At 62.8% G+C, this 21,481-nt stretch carries 23 protein-coding genes; 9 read left to right on the plus strand and 14 right to left on the minus strand.

Annotation, left to right across the window (positions count from 1 at the left end; all coding sequences use genetic code 11):
- Nucleotides 1-188 precede the first annotated feature (188 nt).
- The gene (locus ACEQZD_RS06495) at nt 189-1,529 is read left to right on the plus strand and encodes a DUF58 domain-containing protein (RefSeq protein ID WP_370184662.1); all 1,341 of its coding nucleotides are present in this window, start codon (nt 189-191) and stop codon (nt 1,527-1,529) included.
- Between the two features lie 242 nt (nt 1,530-1,771).
- Nucleotides 1,772-3,808 (plus strand): choline BCCT transporter BetT, encoded by a 2,037-nt coding sequence (betT, locus tag ACEQZD_RS06500; protein WP_370184663.1) that lies wholly within the window; start codon nt 1,772-1,774, stop codon nt 3,806-3,808.
- A gap of 5 nt (nt 3,809-3,813) precedes the next feature.
- Here betT and ACEQZD_RS06505 read toward each other — a convergent pair whose 3' ends face one another.
- Complete coding sequence (locus ACEQZD_RS06505; RefSeq protein WP_370233128.1) at nt 3,814-4,308, minus strand: elongation factor P hydroxylase; 495 nt, start codon at nt 4,306-4,308, stop codon at nt 3,814-3,816.
- 54 nt (nt 4,309-4,362) lie between these two features.
- On the opposite strand from ACEQZD_RS06505, the gene ACEQZD_RS06510 reads away from it, so the two are divergent.
- The 4 genes from ACEQZD_RS06510 (at nt 4,363) to ACEQZD_RS06525 (ending at nt 8,077) form a co-directional block, all read left to right on the plus strand.
- Complete coding sequence (locus ACEQZD_RS06510; protein ID WP_370184665.1) at nt 4,363-5,748, plus strand: MATE family efflux transporter; 1,386 nt, start codon at nt 4,363-4,365, stop codon at nt 5,746-5,748.
- A 99-nt stretch (nt 5,749-5,847) separates the two neighbouring features.
- Complete coding sequence (locus tag ACEQZD_RS06515; protein ID WP_370184666.1) at nt 5,848-6,156, plus strand: DUF3649 domain-containing protein; 309 nt, start codon at nt 5,848-5,850, stop codon at nt 6,154-6,156.
- Nucleotides 6,153-7,745: a PepSY-associated TM helix domain-containing protein gene (locus ACEQZD_RS06520; RefSeq protein WP_370184667.1), complete on the plus strand. Its 1,593-nt coding sequence runs from the start codon at nt 6,153-6,155 to the stop codon at nt 7,743-7,745. The genes ACEQZD_RS06515 and ACEQZD_RS06520 overlap by 4 nt, the downstream gene beginning before the upstream one ends.
- A complete protein-coding gene (locus tag ACEQZD_RS06525; protein WP_142949394.1) occupies nt 7,742-8,077 on the plus strand; it encodes a DUF3325 domain-containing protein in 336 nt (111 codons plus the stop codon). The genes ACEQZD_RS06520 and ACEQZD_RS06525 overlap by 4 nt, the downstream gene beginning before the upstream one ends.
- A 6-nt stretch (nt 8,078-8,083) precedes the next feature.
- Here the strand turns inward: ACEQZD_RS06525 and ACEQZD_RS06530 are convergent, their stop codons facing one another.
- Nucleotides 8,084-9,709 carry a methyl-accepting chemotaxis protein gene (locus ACEQZD_RS06530; RefSeq protein WP_370184668.1) on the minus strand — a complete coding sequence of 542 codons (1,626 nt, stop codon included), beginning with the start codon at nt 9,707-9,709 and terminating at the stop codon, nt 8,084-8,086.
- Between the two features lie 150 nt (nt 9,710-9,859).
- Between ACEQZD_RS06530 and ACEQZD_RS06535 the strand changes: the two genes are divergently transcribed.
- Nucleotides 9,860-10,567, plus strand: a complete 708-nt coding sequence (locus ACEQZD_RS06535; RefSeq protein ID WP_370184669.1) for a hypothetical protein — start codon at nt 9,860-9,862, stop codon at nt 10,565-10,567.
- A 10-nt stretch (nt 10,568-10,577) separates the two neighbouring features.
- Here the strand turns inward: ACEQZD_RS06535 and ACEQZD_RS06540 are convergent, their stop codons facing one another.
- From ACEQZD_RS06540 to ACEQZD_RS06595, 12 genes are all read right to left on the minus strand, one after another.
- Nucleotides 10,578-10,895 (minus strand): hypothetical protein, encoded by a 318-nt coding sequence (locus tag ACEQZD_RS06540; RefSeq protein WP_142949397.1) that lies wholly within the window; start codon nt 10,893-10,895, stop codon nt 10,578-10,580.
- Nucleotides 10,896-10,981: 86 nt separating this feature from the next.
- Complete coding sequence (locus ACEQZD_RS06545; protein WP_370184670.1) at nt 10,982-11,506, minus strand: DUF192 domain-containing protein; 525 nt, start codon at nt 11,504-11,506, stop codon at nt 10,982-10,984.
- Between the two features lie 42 nt (nt 11,507-11,548).
- Nucleotides 11,549-12,139 carry a hypothetical protein gene (locus tag ACEQZD_RS06550; protein ID WP_370184671.1) on the minus strand — a complete coding sequence of 197 codons (591 nt, stop codon included), beginning with the start codon at nt 12,137-12,139 and terminating at the stop codon, nt 11,549-11,551.
- Nucleotides 12,140-12,231: 92 nt separating this feature from the next.
- Complete coding sequence (locus tag ACEQZD_RS06555; RefSeq protein WP_370184672.1) at nt 12,232-12,825, minus strand: hypothetical protein; 594 nt, start codon at nt 12,823-12,825, stop codon at nt 12,232-12,234.
- 85 nt (nt 12,826-12,910) lie between these two features.
- Nucleotides 12,911-13,465 (minus strand): hypothetical protein, encoded by a 555-nt coding sequence (locus ACEQZD_RS06560; RefSeq protein WP_370184673.1) that lies wholly within the window; start codon nt 13,463-13,465, stop codon nt 12,911-12,913.
- A 211-nt stretch (nt 13,466-13,676) separates the two neighbouring features.
- Nucleotides 13,677-15,041, minus strand: coding sequence for a hypothetical protein (locus tag ACEQZD_RS06565; protein WP_370184674.1), 1,365 nt, complete (start codon nt 15,039-15,041; stop codon nt 13,677-13,679).
- Between the two features lie 138 nt (nt 15,042-15,179).
- Nucleotides 15,180-15,536 carry a helix-turn-helix domain-containing protein gene (locus ACEQZD_RS06570; RefSeq protein WP_370184675.1) on the minus strand — a complete coding sequence of 119 codons (357 nt, stop codon included), beginning with the start codon at nt 15,534-15,536 and terminating at the stop codon, nt 15,180-15,182.
- A gap of 13 nt (nt 15,537-15,549) precedes the next feature.
- Nucleotides 15,550-15,897, minus strand: a complete 348-nt coding sequence (locus ACEQZD_RS06575) for a type II toxin-antitoxin system RelE/ParE family toxin (protein WP_370184676.1) — start codon at nt 15,895-15,897, stop codon at nt 15,550-15,552.
- A 557-nt stretch (nt 15,898-16,454) separates the two neighbouring features.
- Complete coding sequence (locus ACEQZD_RS06580; protein ID WP_370184677.1) at nt 16,455-16,766, minus strand: addiction module antidote protein; 312 nt, start codon at nt 16,764-16,766, stop codon at nt 16,455-16,457.
- Nucleotides 16,763-17,065, minus strand: coding sequence for a type II toxin-antitoxin system RelE/ParE family toxin (locus ACEQZD_RS06585; RefSeq protein ID WP_370184678.1), 303 nt, complete (start codon nt 17,063-17,065; stop codon nt 16,763-16,765). Before ACEQZD_RS06585 ends, ACEQZD_RS06580 begins: the two co-directional genes overlap by 4 nt.
- 454 nt (nt 17,066-17,519) lie before the next feature.
- Nucleotides 17,520-17,741, minus strand: coding sequence for a hypothetical protein (locus ACEQZD_RS06590; RefSeq protein WP_370184679.1), 222 nt, complete (start codon nt 17,739-17,741; stop codon nt 17,520-17,522).
- An 821-nt stretch (nt 17,742-18,562) separates the two neighbouring features.
- Nucleotides 18,563-19,120: a hypothetical protein gene (locus ACEQZD_RS06595; RefSeq protein WP_370184680.1), complete on the minus strand. Its 558-nt coding sequence runs from the start codon at nt 19,118-19,120 to the stop codon at nt 18,563-18,565.
- Between the two features lie 796 nt (nt 19,121-19,916).
- On the opposite strand from ACEQZD_RS06595, the gene ACEQZD_RS06600 reads away from it, so the two are divergent.
- Nucleotides 19,917-20,552, plus strand: a complete 636-nt coding sequence (locus tag ACEQZD_RS06600) for a hypothetical protein (RefSeq protein ID WP_370184681.1) — start codon at nt 19,917-19,919, stop codon at nt 20,550-20,552.
- Between the two features lie 48 nt (nt 20,553-20,600).
- Nucleotides 20,601-21,251: a hypothetical protein gene (locus ACEQZD_RS06605; protein ID WP_370184682.1), complete on the plus strand. Its 651-nt coding sequence runs from the start codon at nt 20,601-20,603 to the stop codon at nt 21,249-21,251.
- Nucleotides 21,252-21,481: the final 230 nt, after the last annotated feature.

Here is a 21,481-nt window from a genome sequence, read left to right on the forward strand (position 1 = left end):
CAGGCGTGCGAACCGCCCCCTTGTAGGAGCTTGCCTGCAAGCGAAAGGCCGGAAAAGCCGGCCGGCGGGATACCAGAGAGCTTGGAAAGCGGGCTGCTACCAAGGTCTCTGGGATCCTGCCGGGCGCTCCGCGCCCTTTCGCGGGCGTGGCCCGCTCCCACAAGAAGCCAAGCCGCCATGGGGGCAGCATGCCGATAAGGCCCGGGCAGCGTTTGATTCAGGGATTGCTTGGCTGGGCGCTGCTCAGCATAGCGCCGCTGGCGGCGCGCGTCTGGCTGCCGGAACTGGCGGCGCCGGCGTTGCTGGCCTGGGCCGGCCTGGGTCTGGCCGGCGCGCTGTGGGCGCTGGACGATCTGCGCCGGTTGCGCGCGCGGCCGACGCCGGCGGCGGAGCGGCGGCTGCCGGCGGCGCTGGCGGTGGGCATCGCGCACACCGTCACCCTGCTGCTCGACAGTCGTGGCGCCGTCGCCGGTGAGCCGTGGCTGGTGGCCGATCACCACCCGCCGGACGATCCGCTCACCGGCCTGCCGCGCACCCTGGTGCCCGCCGTCGATCACGACCGCACCGAAGTGACCTACCGCTACCGGCCCTCCCGGCGCGGCACCGTGCGGTTCGGCGATATCGAGCTGTGGCTGCCGTCGCCGCGCGGCCTCTGGCAGCAGCGTCGGCGCATCGCCGCCGAGCGGCGGGTGCCGGTCTATCCGGATTTTTCGCCGATCGCCCGCGCCGCCCTGGCGGTGGACAAAAGCCGTGGCCGCTTCGGGGCCCGGGTGCAGCCGCGCCGGGGCGAGGGCCTGGAATTCCACGAGCTGCGCGACTACCAGGCCGGCGACAGCCCGCGCCGCATCGACTGGAAGGCCAGCGCCCGCCGCCAGCGGCTGATCACCCGCCACTATCAGGACGAGCAGAACCAGAGCGTCTGGGTGCTGCTCGACGGCGGCCGTCGCATGGCGCTGCCGATCGGCGACCTGACCGCCTTCGACCATGGCCTTAACGCCGCCCTGCTGCTGGCCTGGTCGGCGCTGCGCCAGGGCGACCGGGCCGGCGCCATGCTGTTCTCGGCGGAAACGCCGCGCTGGCTGGATCCGGTGCACGGGCCCAACGGCATCCAGAGTCTGCTGAAAGGCTTCTACGACGTGCACCCCGCCGACCGCGCCAGCGACTTCAGCCAGGCGGCGCGGCACTTCCACGGCCGCTGGCGGCGGCGCGCCCTGGTGGTGATCATCAGCCGGGTGCAGGCGGAGGACAGCGACGACCTGCTCGCCGCCGTGCGTATGCTCAGCCGCCGCCACCTGGTGATGGTCGCCGACATGGAGCTGCCCGAGCAGGCCGCCCTGCGCCACGCCCGCGTGACCGGCGTGGACGACGCCCTGCGCGTCACCGCCGACGCCCACGAACAACACCTGCGCCGCGCCCTGCACGCGCGCCTTCGCCACGCCGGCGCGCAGCTGGTGGCGGCCACCCCGGACACCCTCGCCGAGCGCCTCGGCCAGGCCTACCAACAACTCAAGCAGGCCGGCCGCTTGTAGGAGCGGGCCTTTGTGGGAGCGGGCCCTGCCCGCGAAAGGCCGGCTATGCCGGCCGGCAGGATCCCAGAGAGGTTGTTTGTATAGCCTTTAGAGAGGCCTCTGGCATCCTGCCGGCAAGCAAAGCTTGCCTTTCGCTTGCAAGCAAGCTCCCACAAGGCTGGCTCCCACAAACTCGCGTCGTTTTCACCGCCGCTGTGTTAGCGTCTCGATATTGAGTTTCTTCCAAGGATCAGGAGAACCCGATGAGTGATGATCCCCAGCAAAGCCCCGCCCCAGAACAAAAACCCAAGGTGCTGATCAACCCGCCGGTGTTCTTCACTTCGGTGGCGATCATCGCCGCCATGGTGCTGTTCTCGGTGATCGTGCCGGACACGGCGGAAAACGTGTTCAACACCGTCAAAGCGCGGGTGATCAGCGACGCCGGCTGGTTCTACGTGCTCACCGTGGCGATCATCATCACCCTGGTGACCTTTCTGGCGGTGAGCCGCTTCGGGGACATCAAGTTGGGCAAGGATCACTCGGAGCCGGACTACAGCTACGGGTCCTGGTTCGCGATGCTGTTCTCCGCGGGCATGGGCATCGGCCTGATGTTCTTCGGCGTCGCCGAGCCGGTGACCCACTTCACCGCGCCGCCGATGGCGGACCCGGGCACCATCGCCGCCGCCAAGGAGGCGATGCGCGCCACCTTCTTCCACTGGGGGCTGCACGCCTGGAGCATCTACGCCATTGTCGGCCTGATTCTCGCCTACTTCAGTTTCCGGCACGGCCTGCCGCTGACGCTGCGCTCGGCGCTCTACCCGCTGATCGGCAAGAAAATCTACGGCCCGCTGGGCCACGCGGTGGACATCTTCGCGGTGGTGGGCACGGTGTTCGGCGTGGCCACCTCGTTGGGCTTCGGCGTCGAGCAGGTCAACGCCGGCCTGAACTATCTGTTCGGGCTGCCCAAGAACGAATGGGTGCAGGTGGGGCTGATCGTCGCCATCACCGGCCTGGCCACCATCTCCGTGGTCACCGGCCTGGACGCCGGCATCCGCCGCCTGTCCGAACTGAACCTGGGGCTCGCCTTTCTGCTGCTGGCGTTCGTGCTGTTTCTCGGGCCCACGGTGTTCCTGCTGAAAGCCTATGTGCAGAACCTGGGCGATTACCTTTCCGAGCTGGTCAGCATGACCTTCAACCTCTACACCTATCAGCCCAAGGTGGAAGACGGCCCGCAGGACTGGATGGGGGGCTGGACCCTGTTCTATTGGGGCTGGTGGATTTCCTGGTCGCCGTTCGTGGGCATGTTCATCGCCCGTGTTTCCCGCGGCCGCACCATCCGTGAATTCGCCCTGGGCGTGATGCTGGTGCCCGCCGGCTTCACCCTGTTCTGGATGACCGTGTTCGGCGATTCCGCGATCCGCATGATTCTGGACGGCTCCTACGCGCAGCTGGCGGAATACGTGAAGGACGACAACGCGGTGGCGTTGTTCCGCTTCCTGGAGCAGTTCCCCTGGTCGGGCTTTATTTCCGGCGTCGCCACCCTGATGGTGGTGGTGTTCTTCGTCACCTCCTCGGACTCCGGTTCCATGGTGGTGGACATGCTGGCCTCCGGCGGCCACGACGACACCCCGGTGTGGCAGCGGATTTTCTGGGCCGGCTCCGAGGGTCTGGTGGCGATCGCGCTGATGCTGGCCGGCGGCCTGCAGGCGCTGCAGTCCGCCACCATCGCCTCGGCGCTGCCGTTCTCGGCGGTGCTGCTGATCGCCTGCTTCGGGCTGGTCCGATCCTTGAGGGTGGAAGGCATCCGGCGCACCAGCTTCCAGTCCAATCTGGGCACCGCGCCGGCGGCCATCCACGTGGGCCACACCGCGCCCACCGGCGGCTGGAAGTCGCGCCTGCGGGGCATGGTCAGCTTCCCGGGCCGCGCCCGGGTCGAGGCGTTCCTGCGCGACGTCGCCACGCCGGCCCTTAACGCCGTGGCCGACGAACTGCGTGGCCACGGCCTGGAAGTGGAAGTGAAAGAAGCCGACGACCGCGCCACCCTGATCGTCGGTCACGCGGAGGAAACCGACTTTCTCTACGGTGTACGCATACGCGGCTACGCGCGCCCGTCGATCACCATGCGCCAGCTGGAGCACTCGAAACGTCACGCCGACAGCGACCAGTACTTCCGCGCCGACGTGTTCCTCAGCGAAGGCGGCCAGGACTACGACCTGATGGGCTTCACCCGCGAGCAGGTGATCAGCGACGTGCTCGACCAGTACGAGAAGCACATGCATTTCCTGCACATGCTTCGCTGATAGAGTTAGGTGCGGTAGAAGCGCGTCAGGGCGTCGAGCCAGAGGCGGGCGCGGGGCGGTGGGCCGTCGCGGTGCAGGCGCTCGGCGAGGGCCTGGACGTCGGCGGCGAAGCGGGCTTCGTCGCCCGGGTCGCCGTCCAGGTTGTCCAGGGAGACGCGGAACGGATGATTGCAGGCGGCGCAGAACAGCGCTTCCAGCGCCTGGGGCCGCACTTCCACGCGCAGGAATTCCGCCTGGGCGGCGGCGTCGCGGCCGTCCGGCGCGTACCAGTAGCCGTAGTCGTCCAGGCGCCGGCGGCGGGGGCCGGCCACGCACCAGTGCGCCACTTCATGGAGGGCGCTGCGGAAATAATCGCGGGTGTAGCGGATACGGGCCGGTTCACCCGCCACCGATGTGCCTGCCAAATACACCGGCTCCTCGAAGCCGCCTTCCAGCACGGTGTGGTGGCGCTCGAAAAAAGTGTCCCGAAACAGCGTTTCCAGGTCGGTGGCGCGGTGCACCACGCCACGGGATTGCGGTATGGTAGCCGCCCCGTGATCAGGCTGTAGTCCGCCATGTCCGCTCATCGTCTCGAATACCTTGCTCAGTTGCGTCTTGCCTTGCCGATTCTCGGCGGCCAGCTGGCGCAGACCGCCAACGGCTTCGTCGACACCATGATGGCGGGCCGGGTGGGCGCCGAGGATCTCGCCGCGGTGGCGGTGGGCGCCAGCATCTGGGTGCCGCTGTTCCTGTTCATGACCGGCGTGCTGATGAGTGCCACGCCGATTCTCTCCCGCCACCTCGGCGGCGAAGCTTACCATCGCGTCAACCCGGTGGCCCAGCAGGGGCTGTGGCTGGCGCTGGGGCTGGGCCTGTTCAGCGCGGTGATACTGCGCTCGATGGGGCCGCTGCTGGGCCTGATGGACGTGGACCCGGCGATTCGCCCGCTGGTGTCCGGTTATCTGGACGCGCTCAGTTGGGGCATGCCCGGCGCCGCCGTGCTGCTGGCATTGCGCAGCTACACCGAGGCGATGAACCACACCCGGCCGGTGCTGTGGATCAGCGTTATCGGCCTGGCCATCAACATCCCCGCCAACTATGTGCTGATCTACGGCAAGCTGGGTTTTCCCGCCATGGGCGGGGTCGGCTGCGGCTGGGCCACCAGCCTGGTGATGTGGAGCATGGCGTTGATGATGGGCGCCTATATCCGCCGCCATCCGGTCTACCGCCCGGCCCGGCTGACGCTGCGCGAGCGCCATCTGGAGCTGGCCAGCCTGGGCTACATGCTGCGGCTGGGGCTGCCGGTGGGGCTGTCGATCTTCTTCGAGGTGAGCATCTTCGCGGTGATCGCGCTGTTGATCAGCCGGCTGGGGCCGGAGATCGTCGCCGGCCACCAGATCGCGCTCAACTTCACCTCGCTGATCTTTATGATCCCGCTCAGTTTCGCCCTCGCCGCCACGGTGCGCGTGGGGCATGCGCGCGGCCGCCACGACAGCGCCGGGCTGAGCCGGGCGGTGCGCTGCTCGCTGGCGATGACCGGCGGCATCGGTCTGTTCGCCGGCCTGGCGCTGGTCGTCAGCCGGCCCTGGATTCCGCACATCTACACCGACAACCCGGAGGTGATCGCCCTGGCCGCCCACCTGCTGCTGTTCGCCGGTATTTATCAGGTGTCCGACGCCCTGCAGGTGTGCGCCAACGGTTGCCTGCGCGGCTTCGAGGACACCGCCTGGCCGATGCTGATGACGCTGGTGGCCTACTGGGGCGTGGGTCTGCCGGTGGGCTATGTACTCGGGCTTACCGATCTGTGGGTGCCGACCATGGGCCCGGCGGGCTTCTGGATCGGTCTGGTGTCGGGCCTCACCGCCGCCGCGGTACTGCTCGGCATTCGCCTGCGCTGGCGGCTGCGGCAACCGCTGGCGGCACAGGCGGGCGCGGACGTCGGGTTACGGCAATCCGCCTGACACCGGCGATTGCATTCACTCCCCAGATGCGGATAATAACGATTCTTATTTGCTTTATCCGTCCATGACGGGTGCCGACGCTTCGGTGCTGGGGATTGCATGTCCAAACATTCTTTGCAGCGGCTCGCCGCCTCGCCCGCGGTCGGCGTGGCCTCGCGCACGCTGGCGGCCGTGTTCGGCGGCTACGCCCTGGCCGCCTGCGCCACCACCGCCCTCGCCCTGTGGCTGCCGGCGGTGCCGGCCACGGCGGTGATCACCGCCAACCTTCTGTCCTTTCTGATCTACACCGTGGCGGTGCTGTGGGCGTTCGCCACGCGTAGCGCCGCCCGCGCCTGGGTGGGCATTATGATGCCGGCGCTGGTGCTGGCCGCGCTGGCCTGGCTGGGCGGCCCGGAGGCGCTGTTGTGAAGGCGGGTCTGCGGCAATCCATGGCCTGGCTGCACACCTGGAGCGGCCTGCTGCTGGGCTGGCTGCTGCTGGCGATGTTCGTGACCGGCACCAGCGCCTATTTCCGCGAGGAAATCTCCCTGTGGATGGCGCCGGAGCTGCACCACTCGCAACCGTCGCCGGACACCCCGGCGCTGGCCTGGGCGGCGCTCAACGCCAAGGCCCCGGACGCGAAAAGCTGGGACATTCAGCTGCCCGAGGCCCGTTCGCCGGTGGCGCAGCTGCGCTGGCAGCCGGACACACCCCAGGCCGAGGAAGGCGGCCGCCGGCGCGGCGAGCAGGCGGTGATGGACGCCGGCAGCGGCGAGCTGTTGTCGCCGCGCGCCAGCCGGGGCGGCGACTTTCTTTACCGCTTTCACTTTGAGCTGTACGGGGTGCCGCGTATCTGGGCACGCTGGCTGATCTGCGTGGCTACCATGTTCATGCTGGTGGCGATCGTCAGCGGGGTGATCACCCACAAGAAAATCTTCAAGGATTTCTTCACCTTCCGGCCCGGCAAGGGCCAGCGCTCCTGGCTGGACAGCCACAACGCCACGGCGGTGCTGGCGCTGCCGTTTCATTTCATGATCACCTATTCGGGCCTGCTGATTTTCATGGTGATGCTGATGCCCTGGGGCATGAACGCGGCCTACGAAGACGGCTGGCGCGGCTTCTTCCAGGACGTGTTTCCGCGCGAGGAGCCGGCCGCCGAGGGCGGCGCGGCGATGCCGATGGTGGACATCGCGCCGCTGGTGGCGCGCGCCCGGGACACCTTCGACCAGCCGGTGCGCCGCATCAGCGTGGACTGGCCCAACCGGGACAACGCGGTGATCCGCGTATCCACGACGAAAGATCCCCACATCACCGACCAGCGCCGGGGCGGCAATCCCACCCTGGTGTTCAACGGCGGCACCGGCGAGTTGCTGGAAACGCGACCGGGCGACGAGGCGGTGCCCGGCGCCTTCCGGGTCTACAACCTGCTGGTCAACCTGCACCTGGCGCGCTTCGCCGACCCCACGGTGCGCTGGCTGTTCTTCCTGTTCGGCGTCGGTGGCACCGCCAGGGTCGCCACCGGCATGCTGCTGTGGGTATCCAAGCGCACCCAGCAGCTTCGCGGCAAGGCGCCGGGCGCCGCGCTGCGGCTGGTGAACGGGCTCAACATCGCCTCGCTCACCGGCCTGCTGGGCGCGCTGGCCGCCTACTTCGCCGCCAACCGGCTGCTGCCGGTGGAACTGGCCGCCCGGGAGAGCTGGGAGATCCGCGTGTTCTTCCTCACCTGGCTGCTGGCCCTGGGCCACGCCCTGCTGCGCCCGGGCCGGCGCGGCTGGATCGAGCAACTGGCGGCAATCACCGTGCTGTGGGCGGCGTTGCCGCTATTGAATGTGGCCACCACCGACAGCCACCTGTTCAGCGCCACCGCTTGGCGAACCGGCGCGCTGGCCGGGTTCGATGTGGTGTGTTTGCTGATGGCGGCGACCGGCGGCTACGCGTTGTGGCGGGTGGTGCGGAAGCAACCCGTTCGCGGGCGCGGCCCGCTCCCACAACGACGTACCGTGGAGGATGGCGCATGACGGTCATTGCCGTGACGTTGCCGCTGAGCCTCGCCTACGCCGGCCTGACCGCCCTGGCGCTGGCGATGAAACGCCACCATGAAGCGGCCATCGGCGCCAAACCGCCGGCGACACGGCTGCGTGCCTTCCGCGTCGCCGGCTGGGTGTTGATGGCGCTGATGGTGGCCAGCTGCCTGCGGCTGTGGCCCACCGGCCTGGCGCTCTCCATGGCGCTGGGCCTGGTGACCCTGGCCGGCCTGCCGCTGGTGTTTTTGCTGCCCTACCGGCCGCGCTTGATGGTGCGGCTGGCGCCGGTTCTGCCGGTGCTGGCGTTGATCGCCACGGCGGTGTAGCGCTTTTCAGGTTGCTTCGCCGAGCACGAAGGAATCGATCAGGGTGCTGAGGCGGCCGGCGTGGCCGCGCATCTCGGCGGCGTTGCCGGAGGTCTGATGGACCATGGCGGCGTTTTGCTGGGTGACGGAATCCATCTCCGCCACGGCGGTGTTCACCTGGCCGATGCCGCTGCTCTGCTCGGCGGCGCCGCTGCTGATCTCCTCGATCACCTCGGTGACCCGGGCCACGCTGTCGACGATACCGCGCATGGTCTCGCCGGCCTGGCGAACCAGTTCCGACCCTTCCCGGGTGCGCGCCACCGAGGTGTCGATCAAGGCGCGGATCTCGCGCGCGGCTTCGCCGGCGCGGCCGGCCAGGTTGCGCACTTCCTCGGCCACCACCGCGAAGCCGCGCCCGTGCTCGCCGGCGCGGGCCGCCTCCACCGAGGCGTTGAGGGCGAGAATATTGGTCTGGAAGGCGATGCCGTCGATCAGAGTCACGATCTCGTTGACGCGGGTGGCGGAATCGCTGATCTCGCCCATGGTGGTTTCCACCTGGCCCATCACCGCCAGGCCGTCGCCGGCCACCTTGCCGGTGCCCGCCACCAGCTTGTTGGCCTGGCCGGCGGATTCGGCGCTGTGATTGACGGTGGCGGTGATCTCCTCCATGGAGGCGGACGTCTCCTGCAGGTTGGCGGCGGCCTGCTCGGTGCGCGTGGCCAACTCCTCGCTGCTCAGCGCGATCTCATCGGCGGCGCGGTTCACGTGGCGGGTGCTGCCGCGCACTTCCAGCAGGGTCTCCTGCATGCGCGCCACGAAACCGTTGAACTGATTGGCCAGTTCGCCGACTTCGTCGTCGGTGGTCACCGCCAGCCGGCGCGTCAGGTCGCCCTTGCCGCGGGCGATGTCTTCCATGGCCGTGGCGGTATCGCGGATCGGCCGCACGGTGCGGCGCACCATCCAGGCGGCGCCGGCGCCCACCAGCGCCATCAGCCCCAGGCCGGTGGCCACGGTGGTGATCATGGATCGCTTCAGCGACGCCATCGCCTCCGCTTCCGCCAGCGCCATGCTCTTGTCCACCTCGGTGGCGTACACCCCGGCGCCGATCATCCAGCCCCACTGCGGAATGGCGGTGGCGTAGGAGTACTTTGCTTCCACCGTCTCGGTGGCCGGGTTGGTCCAGCGGTACTGGTAATAACCGCCGCCGTCGCGGGCCGCGGCGATCAGATCGCGAATCACATACTGGCCGTCTTCGTCCTGCAGGTCCCAACTGTTGCCGCCGACGCTGTCGGTGCGCGAGGCCGCCACGTTGCCCTGGAAGTCATACACGAACAAATAGTTGCCGCCGCCGAAGGTGACGTTGCCGAGGATCTCCCGGGCACGGGCCTGGGCTTCGGCCTGCTGTTCCGGCGGCGCGTCGGCCAGGTGGCTCACCGACGCCTTGGCGGCGTCGACCAGATTCTTGATGCCCTGCTGGCGCGATTCGATCAGCGCGGACCGTTGCTCGGCCAGGCTTTCGCGGGTTTCCCGGCGGCTTTCCAGGGTGGCCAACACCTCCAGAATCAAGGTAATCAGGAGCACCGGGCCCAGGGCCAGAAGCAGCATCTTGTTCTGCAGGTTGGAGCGAATACTAAAACGGGAGGAACGGGACATGACGGTTTTCCGGCTTGTAAGTTTCGTATGCGCGTGGCGCCTGGCCGGTTCATCGGCTGATCCGATCGCCGCTTTAATTCCCGCAAAACAGCGCTTGCGCGCCCCGCCGCCACCGTCTAGTGTGAAAACATAGGCTGCGCGGAGGTGTTTATGGCAAACCGGCGTGACCCCATCGGCGACACGAAGCGTCCCAACAACGTGTTGCCATTCACCCCACGACGGCGAGCCGCTTCGCCGCCGATTCTCAGGCTCTCCCCTGAATACGACGGCATGGAACTGCTCTATGCCAACGACCAGCATCCCGACACCCTTTTCTCGGTCAAAATCCTGGCCTGGGCACGCCTGGAAAACGGCGAGACCCTGGCGATGGTGCCGTGGCTGAGAAAGCTGGCCAGTGCCCATGAGCTGGCGGACCCGCTCAACGGGCGCTGGGAAGGCTACCGGCTGCCGGAGAGCGACTACCTGTTCTGCGAAGCGCCACCGCACAAGGTCCAGGAGCTGGACGCCGCGGTGTCCTTCTTCGGCAAACCGACCTTCGACAATCCCGCCCGGGGCCCGGTGCAGGAGATCCCCGACACCATCGGCACCCACGCGGTGTTTTCCGAGGACGAGTTCGAAACCCTGAGCCTGATGGAAGTGGTGAGCTGGCGCCTGTACGGCGACGGCACCGCCCGGGCCATGGTCGCCGACGAGGCGGCGGTCACCCAGACCCCGGTGCTGCCCGGCGACCACTGCCTGGTGCCGGCGCAGAAGGAGCCGGATTTCCGCTACTTCTTCCAGCACGGCATCGCCAACCGGCTCAAGGAACACGACCCGGAGGCGCTGGCCGCCATCGCCATGCTCAACGCCCGGCAGTAACCCCGGCCGGTCAATCCGTGGAGAACGCGCGGATCACCTCGGGGAAGCGCAGGGCGATAAGCAGCAAGGCGTGGGCGGCGCCGTCCGGCGCGCCCAGGCCGCGCTCCCAATGTTCCAGGGTGGGCAGGTCCACGCCCAGCACGCGGGCGAGGTGAAAGCGGTCGCGGCCGGTGAGCCGCACCGCCGCGGTCACGTGGGTGCCGTCCAGCGGGGTGTTCAAGGGCATCGGCGCCAGCTCCGGGCCGCGCCCCCGTTCCAGCAGGCGGTCCACCCAGGCATCCGCCGCCGAGCCGGTGCCCGGCGCGTAGGGGGTGCGCTCCTCCGACATATCGATCTCGCTCTCCGTTCCGCTTCCTTGGGTCGGTACGGCTTCAGTGTGCCGGGGTAAAACGCGGAGGGAATAAGCCGGAAACGCTAATCCTTGTCGGTGATCGGCTCGTCGTCGGGTGCGAGATCGCAGCGCCCTTCCTGTGGATCGAAAAGTCTGTCCCCTTTTTTTACGCCGTGGCGCTCGAAGAAGCCGGCGTTCACCTCCAGCGCGGACACGAACGCCCTCCCCGGCCGGTAGATCTTGCAGCGGCGCGGGTCGTCATGGGGGCACGGCGTCATCGTCATGATCGACACGATACGGCCGTCCGGGTCGGCGAACGCCACGTCCAGGGGAATCAGCGTGCGGTACATATAAAACCCGACGCCCTTCGCCATCGGGCCGTCGAACAGAAACAGCATGCCGGCGTCCTCGGCCAGGCTGTCGCGCTGCATCAGGCCCCGGTTGCGCTGGGCTTGGGTTTCCGCCACTTCCACTTCAAGCGGCGCCGCCACACCCTCCACGCAGAGTTCCTTGGAAGAAAACGTCACCGGCGCGCCCTGCGCCGCCGCAACCGCAAGCCAGATCGAGGCGGCGAGGGCCAGATGAAGCAGCGTTTTGGTTATTGCCATGTTTCAGAGTCCTTTCCAATCCTTCGACGCTATCGCACCGGGCTAATGGGTGCGGCCGACTGTGCCGGTCTCCGCCCCGTTGGGGCGGCGCACCTCCTGGGCGGGCGTGACGCCGGGGTGCAGGGGTTCGTCCTGCTGGTATACAGGCTTCGTCGCGGGCGGCTGCATAATGAGGGCGTGGTCCAGGGCGTCGCCGCCGAAAGCGGGGCCGTAACCGGCCTGGTCGAACAGCGCGTCCGCGGCGGTCCGCCAACGGCGCCGGAAGGCCCGGGCGCCGGGGCCGAAGGCGACCTCCAGCAGGTTATCCAGGGATTGCTCCGCAACGGCCCGGTAGCGCACCGCGAAGGTGGCGTCCCAGGTCAGCACCATCTGATGGAAATCCCGGGAATCCTCGTAGGGGGCTTCCAGCACGTACAGGGTGTTATAGAGAAACTGATACTCCCAGCCGCCGTGCTCGCTGAACCCACCGTCCGGGGTAAATCCGGCGATACGATGCAGTTGTGCCACCGCGGTGGTCTTAAGCTCTTCCGGATTCGCCGCCCAGGGCAGCAGTGACGCGTCCTGCCCCAGCCGGGTATTGCGCAATATGGTGGTTTGGTACTGCAAAGCCTGCGTGGAAAAATCGGCATCCATTGCCTGCCCCCAAGATAATGTCAGTCTATGCGATCCAGATGGTCTGAGTCAGGGTATCCCTAACTACCCAAAGAGGCTACCAAGCACCAGATTCAATGCGAACCGTCGGTCGCACCCGCCATGGACTGCTGATAAAGCAGCCAGTCATGCCTGGCCGGTAAATTTGCTCTCAAAGGCTCATCTTCCTGATACAAAGAGCTCTTGCTCTCTGACGGTGTGGTCGGCACATCGCCAACCGTATAGCGGGCACGAAACGCTGCGCTGTAGCCCGCCTGATTCAGTTGGGCATCCAACGCAACTCGCCAAGATTCTCGCAACGCACGGGCTCCCTCATCCAGCGCGGCCGCTCGCAACCTATGCAGCGGTAACCTTATCGTGGACAGATAACGCACCACGAAGGCGGCGTCATACGTCAATACCAGCTGGCATAGTTCGGGGGCGTTCTCGTACGGTGCATCGAGTACATAGTATGTATTGTAGAGAAAAAGGTATTCCCACGCGCTTTCATAGCTCAACCCACCGTGTGGTGAAAAAGCAGCTATACGCTGCAGCTCCGCCACGGTTGTCGGTAACAGTTCCTCCGGCTCGTTATCCCACGGTTCCAGGGATGCGTCCTGGCAGAACCGGGCATTACGGATCACGGCGGTTTGATACTGCAACTCAAACGTCGAAAAATCGGCGTCCATTGCCTACCCCCAAAACGTGTCTGTTTAGTCTCTCGATTACTCTAGTCGAGAAGGACCCGGCTTGCACCGGGCCCCGTTTCACTCTTTAAGGAATGATGTCCACATCCAGGAACATCGGTAGGGTTTCGGCGAAGCCCTGTATCTGGCAACCGCCGAACGTCGTGGCGAAGGCAAAGTTCGAAGCGGAAGTGTTAATCACCGTGGGCCCGTTGGTGAACTGCATGGCCATCGGGCTGGGCGCGGCGGTACAGGGCGCGCCGGCCGGACCGATGATCATCACGTTGTTAAACGACGCCGGAACGGTACTGCCCGCCAGCGGTGCGGGCAACGGCGCGAAGCCGTTCCATGGCGGCAGGAACTGCACCGTCGGACAACCCGGCGTACCCGGCATGATGATGGCATTGGCCATCAACAAATTGACGCCACCGGCGGCGGGCTGGAAATCCATGTCCATGATGAGTTCACAGGTCTCGGTGCTGCCGCCCTGGGTAATGGTCAGATTGAGGGTGCCGGGGCTGGCGCCGAACTGATAAATCCCCGGTGCGGGCGCGGGATTAGCCGCCCAACCGGTCGCCGAGGCACACAGCAGCGCTGCCGCAAACAAGTAGTTCAGGGTGAAGGGTTTGGTTTGATGATTCATGAGAGTCTCCTTTCTTTTGTTATGCAGCGGTCCGTCCCGAACCGCTTCCGCCAGACCACGTACTTCCCCCTCGTGGCCCAGTGACATCAGGCTAAACATAGACGCCTCAGAAAAGAAAAGAAAAAATTGGCATATGAAGGCCAGAAGATGGCATATCAAAGCCCGGGCTTACGTAGCCGCGCCCCAAAAGGCAGGCGCATTCAAGGGAGACTCAGCGCTGGACCTTACTGAGGCACTGGGTCATCAGGTGGTCCAGGACCTTCTGCGGCTGGCCCATCAGGAAGCCGCGGCCGGGGGCAATCCAGTGCAGGTCTTCCTCCAGCAGCCGGGCCAGGCCGGCCACGTAGGCGTCGACGTCGGCGGCGGGCAGGTAGCCCTTGGCGATGGAGCGCTCCAGCACCGCAGTGCCGGAGAACAGCATGCCCTCCTCCTGGATCAGCAGGCATTGGCGGTCGTCCGCCTGGCCGGGGGTGTGCAGCAGCTTGAGGGTGAGCCCGCCCAGGCGGTGCGGCTCGCCGTGCGCCAGGCGCAGGTCCGCCGGGCCGGCCACGCCGAGGATGCGGGCGCCGGTGGCGCCCTGCAGAGTGCGGGCCGCCGCTTCCTGTTCGCGAGGCCGGGTGAGCACGATAGTGGACAGCACGCCGTCGCAGGCTTCCAACAGCGCGTGCAGGTCGTCCCGGCCCTCGATCACCGGGTCCACCACCAGGGCCTGCTCACCGGCGCGCACCAGGTAGCTGTTAAAGCCCGGGCCGCCGTCGTCCGAACCGGCGTTCAAGGTCAGGCGCGATACGTGGTTGCTGAGCGCCACCCACAGGCCCGCCTCCAGGCGCGCCTGGGCGTTGCCTTTGGCATCCGGGTCGAGCTTGCACACCTCATCGTAGGCCGGGCGGCCCGGCTCGATATATACCACCTCGTCGCCCTTGCGCGCCGGCCACGGCTGCGTCGGGAAGGCCTGCGGCCGGCGGTCGCGGGCGTAGGCCAGCACCTCGTCCGCGGAGGCGAACTCCGACAGCTTGCGCAGCACGCTCACCGTCGGCGTGGCGAACTCGCGACGGCCCTGGCGGCGGTCCTCCAACGCGTCCTGCGGACGGATCCAGACGTGGTCGATGGTTTCATCACCGTCGTGGGCGGGCACCTGGTCCGGCGGCGCCACGGCGGCGAAGAAGCGGGTATCGAACCGGCGCGGCGGCCCCGGCGGCGTCACCCAGTGATCCAGATAGGCGATGCCGTCCAGCGACAAAGCCAACCCGTGGGAACGACAAAGATCCCCCAAATCCGCCTCACCACTGCCCACCGCCCAGCGGCCGTCCATCACCGGATGGCCGCCGTCCAGCCACTGGCCGGCGCTGTCGCGGGCCAGCAGCATGCCGGACTCCTCGAAGCACTCACGCACGGCGGCCACCAGATAACCCAGCCCGCCGCCCTCCGGCAGGCCGAGCAAGGCGCTGGCGGAATCGTCATCGTGGCCATAAAGGTGGCCACTGCGGGCCAAGTCGCGATCACCGTCGTCGACGGCGCCGCCGGGGAACACATAAAAGCCGGGCATGAACACGGCCTTAAGGGTGCGCTGGAGCATCAAGACTTCAAGGCCCTGCTCGGTATCCCGAAGCAGCGCCAACGTTGAGGCGGGGCGAGGCTGCATGATCAGTTCTTATTGTCGAATCAATGAGTCAACAACCTTACCCCGACCGGCCGGCAAGAAAAAGCGAACGGATCAGTGATTCGAAAGGGTTGTGGTCGTTTCCGGCGGGTTAGCCGCAACCGTAATGCCGGGCACGTGGGCCTTTCGCGCCGGCTGGACGACGATTTCCACGTGCTGGTCCAGAGACACCAGCGCCTGCATCAGCCGCTCCAAAGAGATGTTCTGGAGCTTGTAGCGACGCACCTGAGACACCTTGGGTTGGGTCATGCCCGTGATCGCCGCGGCTTCCGTCTGGTTCAAAGCGCGCTGGTCAATGATCTCATTGAGCTTGAGCGCGAGCGCTGTCTTGGTCGACAGCTCCGCGGCGTCGTCAAAGCCCAAATCCAAAAGTACGTTATCGGTGCCTTTAGGAGTGGCATTACGCTTCATCACTTCCTCCCGCTTAGCCGTAGTGGGCAAGCACTGCTTTCAATCGCCTTTCGATCAGTTTGACGTCCGGGCGCGGCGTGGCGATACCGGACTTGGACTTTTTCTGGAACGCATGCAAGACATGAACTGCATCGCCCACTCTCACTGTATAGACAGCTCGGAAAGTATCACCTCGGCGATCCTCGACCAGTTCATAGACCCCGGGACCCAAGCCCTTCCAGGGTTTGGACGAGTCCGGTGTACCACCCAACTGGACGACGAATAGCCCTACGCCCATGTCCTTCTGTACGTCAATGGGGAATGCTTTGAAGTCCTTCTTCGAGGAACCCTCCCAATACAGTATTTTCCGTTTCCGTCGCATAATTATACCTGTTCAGGAATAAACGGCAATCGCGAAATGTGCCAGTCATCCACAGGGCCTGATTGGTGGATATCGCAAAGCCTGAGCAAGAGGAGCTGGGTTGTCTGTCCTACGATGCGGACAATCCTTGTCAGTGAGAGCGGAAAATACGGCGGCTTCTGGTCGGTGGCAGTTCAAGTAAGGCGCTAAACGGTGACAAAGCGTCCCCAAAACGGCTTTTCCTGTGTCATAAGCTGGGAAAAAGGGAAAATTTTCCTGATTTCCAGGATTAACTGCGGCTGCCGCAAAAAGCGCTCTGAGGAAAAGGCCGAGGCCCGCATCATGATGCAGCTGGATAAGACCGTTGAGGCGGTCCGAAGTTAACGGCTACGGCCTCGAGGCGCTGTACGTCAACGCTGAAAACATTGTCCGCCAGCACGAAAAGTCAGCTAGGGGCAATAAGGTGGCAGAACCGGGCAAAAAGACAGGAAAAGCGTGTCACAAACCGAAAAATCGCTATTTTGCGTGTTTGGCAACAAAGGTTGCGAGTAGCGCAAGTACAGCCGAGCGATCGGAGGTCAGGCAATTTTGTCGGGCACGGCCTGCAGGTGTACGCCGAGCGCATGCAGCACCTTCATCAGCGTCGAAAAGCGCGGATCGGCACCAGGGCGCAATGCCTTATAGAGGCTTTCGCGGCCCAATCCGGTTTGACGCGCCAGGTCGGTCATGCCGCGAGCCCGCGCGACATGACCAATGGCGGCAAGCAGTTCTTCGTGATCGCCGTCTGCCAGCACCTGTGTCAAGTATTCGGTGATGGCTACATCGTTGTCCAAAAACTCGGTGATATCGAAAGGACGTAAACCCAGTTCTTGTGAGGTTGATGATTTCATTGCTCTCTCCTGATCGCCGCCGCCATCTGTTTGGCGGTGGCAATGTCGCGCTTTTGGCTGCCTTTATCGCCGCCCACCAGCAACACATAAATGGCGTAGCCCGTCTGCACGTAGTACACCCGGTAGCCTGGGCCAACGGGAACGCGCAGCTCCTGCACTCCTTCTCCCACCGGTTTGTGGTCGCCAAAATTGCCTTGTTCAACGCGGCTGATACGTCTAAGGATCGCCATGCGGCCGCGCTCATCCTTGAGTCGGTGCAACCACTCTCGGAAGACTTGTGTGGTGATCACGGCATTCATGCAGCACCTGTATCCAATAAGATACAATAAGCGCGCCCGTCTTTGCCACCCATTTTTTGACCTCCTTGTATTAAGGAAGCAGGGTGCCACTGGCTTTACCGGTCTGGCTGTGGGGAATAGCGGAAAAACGTGTCAGTGATTCGAGAGCGTATTTGTAAGGACCTGAGTGGGCAGTTCAGACGAAGGGTGTCTAAGCGGTAAGAAGGGACAGGCGCACTTTGCGGCTCCATCGCGGCTAACACTGGCAAAGTAGGGCAAAAAGCCGGGAAAAGAGTGTCACGAGGGTGAAAAGCGCCATTTTGCGTGTTCAGCAACAAAAGTTGCGTTCGGCGCAAAAGCAGCGAGGAAATAGACGCTAATTGCGGACACCGCAAACGAGCCTGATTAGCACGTGCCAGCCACCAAAGGCGCCAATAAAACGCACCAAAGCTGGCCGAAGGCGTGAGGCTGCTATTCAGGTGCGGGCACGGGTATCCGCGACCGCCTCCAAAATGTCTTCGGTACGGGCTTGTGTTCGTATGCCAGGGATGTCGAACGGTGATTCCACTGACTCGATTTGCGCGCGCAAAATGAAGACAGAGCCGTCTTTTCGGCGAATGTGGACCTCCTCGGTTTTCGCCAGGTCCAGCAACTTCGCCAGGTTCTGTCTCGCTTCGGAGTAGGTAAACACTTTCATTTCATGGCTCCAGGACCCGCAGACCCAGTTGGGAGGCGATACGCTTCATTTGCTGGTCCAGCGTAACAAGGTTGCCACCTTGGTTTCTCGCGCACTCCAGAAAATACGCATCGTCTGCAACCCCAGCGCTTTCGCTTCTCTTGATCACCGAACACGCGCACCCCCTCCTTTCATACTCATCCTGCGGTCGTATTTGTCCATAGGCACCTCGTCGATGGGTATCTGCCAAGCGTGGCCCGGGCCATGTCGGCTGTCTGTCCTACGGCGCCGACGATTCTTGTAAGCCAGGACGAACAATTCTGGGCAAATGACAGCCAGGAAGGGGCGTCAAACAGTGGAAAATCGTGCCAAAGCCACCGAATTTAGAGTCAAAAACGGGCGTAAAGGCAGGATTTGCGTGTTATTCAAGGCTAATTATGCGACTGCCGCAAAAACCATAGACGTGTATTTCGGGAAAAGTTCGCTGAGGCGCCATAGGGGCCACTCCAAGTGGAGGGGACGCGTGGGGTGTCCGTCCACCGGCAGCGGGCCGGTAAATCAAATGCCAGAAGAGGCGCAAAACAGCAAAAAACCGTGCCAAACCTCCTGTTGCACGGCCAAAAACGTGCAAAAGGCTGAATTTGCGTGGTTCCGACGTCGAAACTGCGGGTCACGCAAAAAGGGGAGCCGTGCGACGCGCACCGGCTGCACCACGATTTCCGCAGCGTCGTCTATAGATACCAGAACCCGATCGGCCGCCGAGAAAGCAAACCAAGTCGCAATAAAAGCTCGGGCAACTAGAAGAGACAACGGCGGCCCGTTGGGCCACCGCCGCGATAGGATCAGTGATTGACTAAGTTATAGTCAGTGCCTTGCATTTTCAGAACGCCGTTGAGCGAGCACAAGCCCACTATCGAGTTGGAAAATTCAATAGTAGAGAAGCGATACTCTATCGTTCCCACCTCCACAGGGTTCCAGTTGTCATACAGCAGCGCCGCACTGCCGGTTCCACAGGGCGTGATGGACACGTTGTGGAAGGTCATAGGGACTTTATCGATCGCCCAGAACGTCGAAGGGAACGCGGTCGTGGCCGTCGTCGACGTCCAAGGGAAGTTTTGCAGCACAATAGTGCTGCACAAGGGAGCGCCGGTCACGTTCCCCGCTAGGACGTTAATTTCCACCGTACTGCCGTAGACCAACAATTCGGCCTCCAGATTGAGGTCACACGGCGTTCCCGCTGTCGTCACTACACCTTCAAAGGCGACCGGCGTAGCCGGCACGCTTGAACCGAGCGGTGTGATGTCGTCGTAGACCGTAAAAGCCGACGCAGACCAAGGCAGAGCCAGCAAGCAGCCCGCCGACACGGATAACAGATAGGTTTTCAGTCGTTCGATTTTCATGGTGTATCTCCTTATTTATTAGTCTTATTCCTTTCGCGGCGGTGACCGCCGTCTCTGAAACTACGCCGAGGCGGGAGGTTCGGCAACGCTGAGTTAAGGCGCCACACGCCTGCTCCGAGAGTGAAGCGGCCTGCCGTCCTGTACACACCTGTAGGCACTGAATCACGAACCACCATTCACGAAGCCACCCAAACAACGCCCGGCACCTACATAGCGGCGCCTTGCCAATAGAAGGAAACGTTAAGAAAGCGGCGAGAATGCAAAACTTTTCGATAATCACGGAACGAACTGCTTGACCCGTGACACCAATCGGCAAGAGGAAACACTACAAAATGGTTAAAATGCTACCTTTGGTAACAAACATAAAGGACTGGCGAAAAACTTACAGATTAAATAGCCAAAAGCTTACAAGAAAAACAAAACTGGGTTTTAAAGAATGGACGAAATCCCGGTCACGCTTTTTCGACCTTCGCAAATTTACTACCGCTCGTCGGCCATATGCTACCGTTCGTCGGGGACGCAGAACTTTTATTGTTTATGGTTGTACGCAAGATATAAGCCCCAAGTCACTGTTCCTGCTCTACTTTATCATTTGTTGAATTTCATGTTTTCATTTTTTGAAAGACCTGTTTTCAAAATTTGCTATTCTCCCGCCTTCCCTCCTCCTCTAACGTGAATCGTGTCGGTTCGGGGAGGGTAAAACAACAACTCACCCACCGACACGGCGGCGACCATGGAAGAAGTAAAGATCGCCGTCGCAAAACATCCAATTAAACGGAAGAATTAGGAGACTCTCATGTCTATTATGAAGAAAGCAGCCCTGAGCACCGCAGGCGCCCTATTGTTAAGCACCGCAGCTTATGCTCAGGTGTCACCGACAAACGTTCCAGGACAGTGGGACACCATCAACTATCAAGATGGCACCACAAGCTATACTAATGGCACCGATCCGGGCCGTTCCTATACCTTCACTGGTAGCAGCTCTCTCACTTCACCTCTGGCAAACGCCACCTGTGATTTGACACTTGAAGGCAACGTCGTAATCGATGGCAGCGGACAAGTGCAAATCACTGTTGTTGACGGTGATATCAGTGGCAGTGCGTTCTTCTGCGGCCCTCTGGACGTAGAAGGCTTCCCTTGGTATGCATACTCTGACACCTCCCTGAGCAATCAAGGTATTCCGGGTTCAGCATCGCCTGCTGACGCTGATGCTCTCGACCTTGTATCCGGTGTGGTCGACGAAGTACTTGTAACATTGTACGGTGTTACCACCGTCTGTGAAGGCTATATTCCTGTCGATTTCGGGAACGGCACCTCCGACGTGACCGATCCTTCGTTCTTTGACTTCGATGCCGGTATTGTTGGCACAGGTGGTTGTGCTGTTGATGGCACGCTGTATAGCCAGACTAATAACGATGTTAATGCTTGGTAAGACGCTAACGGCGGGCCTTTGTTGGCCCGCCTTTTAAAGGCTCTAGAAATGCCTTATATCCAATTACAGAAAAAAGCAGTCCTAGTATTTTTCTATCTACTATACGCCAGCTCAGTCGGCGCATCACAAGGCCAAGCAGTCACGGCATCCAGACCTGCATTTAGCGAATCAATTTTATTGAAAGGGGTTATCAAAGGGTCTGGCTCAACTCCAGACTGGGTCATATTATCCGATAAATCTGGAAATTTTGAAATACTAAATAGCAAAACGAGAAGAAACGGCCTTTTCCTCAAGTACGTTACGAACGATTCGGCAACAATAAACGTGAACACCAAAGACATACTTCTTACTTTTAGCAAATCGAGTACCAAATCAAGCGACCCAGATCATCGGGTCTATCGCAAGCAGCCTTCAGAGTCTTCGACAGCACGGGAAAAACTAGTCACCCAATTGGGTCTACAACCGATCACACCGGGACAGGCGGACGGATACTTAGTGACCGAAAATTCCAGGTATTTGATAGAAGAATACGACATGAAACCGGGAGATATAATAGAGTCCGCAAACGGCTATCCATTAGGCGATCCAGCCCAGGACAAGCTGATCTTTAAAGTCTTCAAAGATACAGGCACAGCAAGAATCTCCGTAAGGAGACAAGAGATAATCTACGAGGTAGTCTACAGCCCATCAAACGAATGATCAGATCGCCTGGACTTCTGAATAACCGGATCACCGCCTTTAAACCTATCGGGCTCAAGCTTTAACATCAAAGTAGAAAAATAAATGCCGCCTAATCATTAGCAGATTCTGCCTATGCCATCCTCGTCTGGATGCAAGCTTACTTAATATCTCTTTCTATAGAAATGCGCTAAGATACAAGCCAGGGCCGATCGAAAACCAGGCCTCAATCGCTCGCACGAGCACTCACC

It is taken from the genome of Alloalcanivorax sp., from assembly GCF_964221125.1.
Classification (GTDB): domain Bacteria; phylum Pseudomonadota; class Gammaproteobacteria; order Pseudomonadales; family Alcanivoracaceae; genus Alloalcanivorax; species Alloalcanivorax venustensis.